Below are 5,929 nucleotides of genomic sequence, written 5' to 3'. Positions count from 1 at the left end.
CACCTCGCCTTCGGCATCGAGCGTGCTGGTCTGCGTGCCGAAGCCGATGTTGAATTCATAGATCTTGTCGCTGTCGAGCATCCGCCCGGCGAGCTTGGTCGCTTCGCCGATCGCCACCGGCAGTACGCCCGTCGCCAGCGGATCGAGCGTTCCGCCATGCCCGACCTTGCCCTTGCCATAGCCGCCCTGGCGCAGCGCGCGCTTGACCGCGCTCACCGCCTGGGTCGAGCCGAGACCGAGCGGTTTGTCGAGGATGATCCAGCCATGCATTCGCGCGCCCTAGCGCAGGGTTGGCCCCATATTACAAGCCCCTCCCCTTCAGGGGAGGGGCTAGATCACAGCTACGTCAGCCCTTCTTTTTGACCTTCTTCGCCTTGGGCGGCGGGCCGTTGCTCGCGACCAGACTGTTGATCGGGCAATGCTGGCGATCGACCAGCAAGGTGCCGGTGCGGTCGAGCTGGTTGCCGCCGAACCGCGTATCGACGCCGATCCGCGTGGCGAAGGGCAGGTCGGTGCAGGGGCCGACGACGGTCGCATAATACCAGCGGCGCTGCTGGTCCTGCAGCCACACGCCGCGGTCGCCGTCGGCTTCGAAATTATACAGCCCGATCGTGCCGATGAACGGAATGCTGGTTTCCTTGCCGAGCTTGTCGGCCGGCCAGGTCTGGTCCTTGGCCGCGGCGGGAACTGCCGTGCCGACCAGCGTTGCGGCGGCCAGCATCGCGATCGTCAGGATGGTCTTCATCGGCGTTGCCTTTCCAGAACCAGGATAAAACGAACGATTGTCACGGTCGATCCTGGCATGTGACGGCTGAATTGAGCCTGAAGCGCTACGCCAGCCCGAACAGCGAGAGCAATGTTTCGACGATGCCTTGCGCGATCGGACCAACCACGCGCGCCACGACGTTGGCGCCGGGCGCGATCATCGGCAGCACTACCAGCAGGAACAGCATCACCGGAAAGGCGAAGCGATGGAGCTTGGAATAATGCACCGCGAGCGGGCGAGGCAGGACGGCCTCCACGACATGCCCGCCGTCGAACGGCGGCACCGGCAACAGGTTGAAGATCGCCAGGAAGACGTTGATCAGCAGGAAATTGCCGAGATTGTCGAATACGAAACGGCCGACGCCCGTTTGTGGAACAGCGCCGCTCCAGTGGAGCGACACCGCGATCGCGGCGGCAGCGATCGTTGCGAGAATCAGATTGGTCCCGGGCCCAGCCAGCGCGACCAGCGCCATGTCGCGACGCGGGTGGTCAAGCCGTGCGGTCACCACCGGCACCGGTTTCGCCCAGCCGAAGATCGGCGCGTGCGCCAGCGCCAGCACCATCGGCACCAGCAAGGTGCCGATCGGATCGACATGGCGGATCGGGTTGAGCGTCAGCCGCCCGCGCTCGGCGGCGGTCTGGTCGCCCAGCATCCGCGCGACATAACCGTGCGCGACTTCGTGGAACACGATCGCGATGACCAGCGGGATCAGCCAGACGGCGATCTGGTAGACGGGGCTGTTCACTGGCCGGCCGCCTGGCGCGCCGCGACGAAATGCTTGCGGCACAAGGCGACGTAACGGTCGTTCCCCCCGATCTCGGTCTGCGCGCCCTCGACCACCGCGCGGCCCTGGGCATCCACGCGCAGGTTCATCGTCGCCTTGCGCCCGCATTCGCACACCGCCTTGAGCTCGATCAGCGAATCCGCCAGCGCCAGCAGCCGCGCCGATCCCGGGAACAACTGGCCCTGAAAATCGGTGCGCAGGCCATAGGCCAGCACCGGGATCCCAACCACATCGGCGAGATGCGCGAGCTGGTCGACTTGCGCCGAGGTCAGGAACTGCGCCTCGTCGACCAGCACGCAGGCGATCTCCTCATGCGCGTGCCGCTCCGCGACGATCGTCGCGATGTCGGTCTTGCCCTCGAACGGGATCGCGCCTGCCTCGAGCCCGATCCGCGAGGTGATCGTGTCGGCGGCGAAGCGATCGTCGATCGCCGCGGTGAACAGCATCGTCGTCATGCCGCGCTCGCGATAATTGAAGTCCGCCTGGAGCAGCGTCGTCGACTTCCCGGCATTCATCGACGCATAGTAGAAATAGAGCTTGGCCATCGTTCCGTTACCTAGGCAGGCACGGAGGCATCGGCAACGCGCAAAGATTTGCGCCTCGTTAACCATCTTGGCCTAGGGCGATCGTCATGAAGCTGATCGTCCATATGGGGTTGCACAAGACCGGGTCGACCTGGCTTCAGCACTTGCTCAACCGCAACAGCCGAGTGCTCGGCGCCCGCGGCATCCATTATCAGGAACAATCCGGCTATCCCGCGCATCATCAGGTGGCCTGGGCGACGCTCGCGGGCAACGGCCAGCCGCTCGCCGACATGCTGGCGACCGCGCGCGAAGCGGGTCGCCACACGGTGATCTTCTCGTCCGAGGACCTCGAGGGCGTGCTGTTCAATCCGCCGGTCGCGGCCTTGATCGAGGAGATCGCGGCGAACGAAGGCGTGGACAGCATCGAATGGCAGCTGTGCCTGCGGGAACCCGGGGCCTATTTCGCGAGCCTGCATGCGCAATTGCAGCATCATGTCTACGCCGACGCGCTGGCGATGTTTCGCGAGGCGATGGCGCGCGGCGTGATCTTCATCCCGGAGCCGCTCGGCGCCGACGGCACGCCCTATTGGTTCTATTGCTTCGACGCCCATCCGTTCGTGTCGGGCTTCGCCGGGCGTACGCAATGGCCGGTGGTCGTGCATGATTATGCCGATGCCGATCCCTTTCCCGCCTGGCGGATGATCGACGTGCTGGGCGCACTCAACGCGCTGATCCTCCAGCCGGGGGAAGAGGGCCGCAACAAACGCCTGCCGGCGGACGCGGTCGTCGAGGGCTTCGTCGCACGTGTGACTGAGACGATCGAGGACGAAGAATCGCGCACCGCCGTGGAGCCGCTGGTCCGCGACGCGGTCACGCGCGGACTGGTCGCGGTGCCGGCCTATGCCGAGGCGCTAGGCAAGCGGTTCGCGCAAAGCCACGCCGACGCGGTGGCACAATTCGCACCGCGCTGAGGAACCGCAATCACCCGATCTTCGCCGGTCCCTCGGCAAGGACCGCCCAGCCTTGGCCGTGATTGTAGATCGCGATCGTGCGCCGCATCGTGCCGTCGTCCCAGCGGACGAACGCCATGTTGGCGACGATCATCGGCGACGACAGGGTCAAGGTCTTGGCGCACGTCGCGGGCTTCGCCGGCTGTACCGTCGCCGGCAGCGTGATCGCTGGATAATCGCGGACGCGCGCCTCGCCCCAGGCGGTGGCGAGCGTGCTCTGGAGCTGCGCGTCGACCAATTGGTAATTGCCCTGCCCGTCGCGCTGCAAATAGGTCCAGGTGATCGGCTTGCCGGCGACCGTGGGCGGGATCGGCTCGGGCCCCTTGCGCGCGATCGTCTGCGGCGCGACGCAGGCCTGGCTCGAATAGCGCGCGGCATAATCGCGCACCACCGCCGTCGCGATATCGGTCTGATCGGCGGTGACGGCCGGCGCGGCGGCGGGGGCATTCGCGCTCGGCGCATGACACGCGGCGAGCACGACGGGAGCGAGCGGCATCAGCCGGCGAACTGTCATGGACGTGGGTTTAAGCACGCGGCTCACGCCGCGTCCACGGTAGTCGTCCCCGTTATGGTCGAGATTGGCGGCCCGGTCAGAACGTTGCGTAGGGACCGTCCTTGGGCATCGGCCCGACGCCGCCTTTTCGGACGCGAATCGAGGCGCGGTCGATGCGTTTGGTCGTTGCATCGGCGATCATCCAGGTCGATTGCCATCGACCGGTGCTGCGGGTGCGATTGCGGCCGACGTCCACGAGACAGGCATCGGGACGCGCATAGGCGACCAGCGCGATGCGTCGCCCGTCCCTGCTCCATCGCCAGCCGGAGGCGTCGACCTTGCCGGGCCGCGCGAGACAAGGATAGAGCGCGATCATCGTCCGGGCGACCGCCGTCATGAGTGCGGGACGTTCGATCGCCCTGCGGCCGATCAATTCGAACAGGCGAAGGCGATCTAGTCCCGAGCCTTGATAATGGTTGACGAAGAATCGCCGCGCATCAGGAGCCCAGAACAATACGAACGGCATATCGTCGCTGAGGCTGGGCAATGTCGCCAGCGTTCGACCGCGAGCGTCCTGCAGCTCGATCGGCGGCTGCTTGTCGCGATAGGCGCGCTGGACCACCGCGAAGCGCCGATCGGGCGACACGGCCCGGCCCGCGCAGGTACCGACGAACTGATAGTCGCCGTCGCCGGCGCCGCCGTGACCGCAATCGGTATCGAGAGCGCCGACCTGCGGCGTCTTGCCGTTTCCCGGCGCCCCGGCCGGGACGAGCGCGCAAGCAACGGCGGCGAGGGCGATCGATGCCGCTCGCCGGGACGGCATCATCAATCCTCGCTGTCGCGATCGAGATCGCGCGCCACCTCGGGCGAGCGCAGCAGCGCGTCGATATGGCTGCCTTCGTCGAAGCTCTCGTCGGCGAGGAACTTGAGCCGGGCGGCGTATTTCATCTTCACCCGGTGCGCGACCTCGCGCTGCAGGTAGGCGGTGTTGGTGCGCAGCGCCTTGAGCACCGCTTCCTCGTCCTTGCCGAGCAGCGGCTTCACGAACACCGTCGCGTGGCGCAGGTCGGGCGACATCCGCACTTCGGTGATCGAGACCATATGGCTCGCCAGCGTGTCGTCATGCACGTCGCCGCGCTGCAGGATTTCGCTCAGCACATGGCGCACCTGCTCGCCGACGCGCAGCGTGCGGACGGATTTGTCGGGATTGTTGTCGTTGTGGCGCATGACGCGGCCTCCGCCTGCGTCACCCCAGCGAAAGCTGGGGTCTCATGCCGCGGGCGCGACCGATATGGCACGGCCCGCGGCGCGAGATGCCAGCTTTCGCTGGCATGACGGTTGTTCTTACAGCGTCCGCTCGCGCAGTTCGACCTCGAAGGTTTCGAGGAAGTCTCCGGCCTTGATGTCGGTGAAGTTCTGCGTGAACGTCACACCGCATTCCAGGCCCGCGCGGACTTCGGCGACGTCGTCCTTGAAGCGGCGCAGCGAAGCGATCTCGCCGGTATAGATGATGACGTCGTCGCGCGTGATGCGCGCCTTGAGCGCCTTGCGGATGACGCCTTCGACCACCAGCAGACCGGCCGCCTTGCCATGCTTGCCCGCCGAGAAGACCTCGCGGATTTCGGCGCGGCCGACCACGGTCTCGAACGCTTCCGGCCCGAGTTCGCCCGCCATGCCGGCGCGGATCTCGTCGATCAAATCGTAGATCACGTCATAATATTTGAGCGCGACCTTCTGACGCTCGGCGATCTCGCGCGCCTTGGCATTGGCGCGGACATTGAAGCCGATGATCGGCGCGCCGCTGGCACCCGCCAGCGTCACGTCGCTCTCGGTGATGCCGCCGACGCCCGAATGCAGCACGCGCGCCTTGATCTCGTCGGTCGAGATCTTGTTGATCGCGCCGACGATCGCCTCGACCGTACCCTGGGTATCGGCCTTGACCACCAGGGGATATTCGATCGCCTGATTGGCCTTGAGCTGCGAGAACATGCTTTCCAGGCTGGCCGGCGCATTGGTCGTGCGCTTCTCCTGGATGACGCCGGCACGATAGGCCGCGACTTCGCGGGCACGCGCTTCGTTCTCGACCACCTGGAGCTGGTCGCCCGCGGACGGCACGCCCGAGATGCCGAGCACCTCGACCGGCAGCGACGGCCCGGCTTCCTTGAGCTGCATGCCCTTGTCGTTGACCAGCGCGCGGTCCTTGCCGCTCTGGGCGCCGACGACGAACACGTCGCCGACCTTGAGCGTGCCGCGGGTGACGAGCACGGTCGCGACCGGACCGCGGCCCTTGTCGAGCTTGGCCTCGATCACGGTGCCTTCGGCGTCGCGATCGGGATTGGCCTTCAATTCGAG

8 protein-coding genes and 1 pseudogene are annotated in these 5,929 nt (G+C 66.4%); 1 reads left to right on the top strand and 8 read right to left on the bottom strand.

Translation table 11 applies throughout. The features are described from left to right. From ACTHJR_RS02200 to ACTHJR_RS02185, 4 genes and pseudogenes are all read right to left on the bottom strand, one after another. Positions 1 to 270: pseudogene (locus ACTHJR_RS02200) on the bottom strand (tRNA pseudouridine(55) synthase TruB); the annotation flags it as partial. A gap of 76 nt (positions 271 to 346) precedes the next feature. After that, entirely contained in the window at positions 347 to 745 is a 399-nt protein-coding gene (locus ACTHJR_RS02195) for a DUF6491 family protein (protein WP_440521428.1), read from the bottom strand. Between the two features lie 85 nt (positions 746 to 830). Next, complete coding sequence (locus tag ACTHJR_RS02190; protein ID WP_440521427.1) at positions 831 to 1,511, bottom strand: site-2 protease family protein; 681 nt, start codon at positions 1,509 to 1,511, stop codon at positions 831 to 833. Next, positions 1,508 to 2,095, bottom strand: a complete 588-nt coding sequence (locus tag ACTHJR_RS02185; protein ID WP_440521426.1) for a thymidine kinase — start codon at positions 2,093 to 2,095, stop codon at positions 1,508 to 1,510. The genes ACTHJR_RS02190 and ACTHJR_RS02185 overlap by 4 nt, the downstream gene beginning before the upstream one ends. Before the next feature lie 86 nt (positions 2,096 to 2,181). Between ACTHJR_RS02185 and ACTHJR_RS02180 the strand changes: the two genes are divergently transcribed. Beyond that, positions 2,182 to 3,045 (top strand): hypothetical protein, encoded by an 864-nt coding sequence (locus ACTHJR_RS02180; protein ID WP_440521425.1) that lies wholly within the window; start codon positions 2,182 to 2,184, stop codon positions 3,043 to 3,045. A 10-nt stretch (positions 3,046 to 3,055) separates the two neighbouring features. On the opposite strand, the gene ACTHJR_RS02175 is transcribed toward ACTHJR_RS02180, so the two are convergent. The 4 genes from ACTHJR_RS02175 to ACTHJR_RS02160 all read right to left on the bottom strand — a co-directional run. Beyond that, positions 3,056 to 3,580, bottom strand: coding sequence for a hypothetical protein (locus tag ACTHJR_RS02175; protein WP_440521424.1), 525 nt, complete (start codon positions 3,578 to 3,580; stop codon positions 3,056 to 3,058). A 94-nt stretch (positions 3,581 to 3,674) separates the two neighbouring features. Beyond that, positions 3,675 to 4,400, bottom strand: coding sequence for a hypothetical protein (locus ACTHJR_RS02170; RefSeq protein WP_440521423.1), 726 nt, complete (start codon positions 4,398 to 4,400; stop codon positions 3,675 to 3,677). A gap of 2 nt (positions 4,401 to 4,402) precedes the next feature. Then, entirely contained in the window at positions 4,403 to 4,804 is a 402-nt protein-coding gene (gene rbfA / locus ACTHJR_RS02165; RefSeq protein ID WP_440521422.1) for a 30S ribosome-binding factor RbfA, read from the bottom strand. 117 nt (positions 4,805 to 4,921) lie between these two features. Beyond that, positions 4,922 to 5,929, bottom strand: a 1,008-nt coding sequence (locus ACTHJR_RS02160; RefSeq protein WP_440521421.1) for a translation initiation factor IF-2, incomplete at its 5' end; no start/stop codon positions are given.

This window comes from Sphingomonas sp. (genome assembly GCF_051962185.1).
GTDB lineage: Bacteria > Pseudomonadota > Alphaproteobacteria > Sphingomonadales > Sphingomonadaceae > Sphingomonas.
The sequence above is the reverse complement of the archived record's forward strand: the minus strand, read 5'-3'. Positions and strand labels throughout refer to the sequence as shown.

Bases quoted from the DNA above. Each gene is read 5' to 3' on its own strand.
- ACTHJR_RS02180 (WP_440521425.1), top strand. From the start codon at position 2,182: ATGAAGCTGATCGTCCATATGGGGTTGCACAAGACCGGGTCGACCTGG.
- ACTHJR_RS02195 (WP_440521428.1), bottom strand. From the start codon at position 745: ATGAAGACCATCCTGACGATCGCGATGCTGGCCGCCGCAACGCTGGTC.
- ACTHJR_RS02175 (WP_440521424.1), bottom strand. From the start codon at position 3,580: ATGCCGCTCGCTCCCGTCGTGCTCGCCGCGTGTCATGCGCCGAGCGCG.
- rbfA (WP_440521422.1), bottom strand. From the start codon at position 4,804: ATGCGCCACAACGACAACAATCCCGACAAATCCGTCCGCACGCTGCGC.
- ACTHJR_RS02170 (WP_440521423.1), bottom strand. From the start codon at position 4,400: ATGCCGTCCCGGCGAGCGGCATCGATCGCCCTCGCCGCCGTTGCTTGC.
- ACTHJR_RS02185 (WP_440521426.1), bottom strand. From the start codon at position 2,095: ATGGCCAAGCTCTATTTCTACTATGCGTCGATGAATGCCGGGAAGTCG.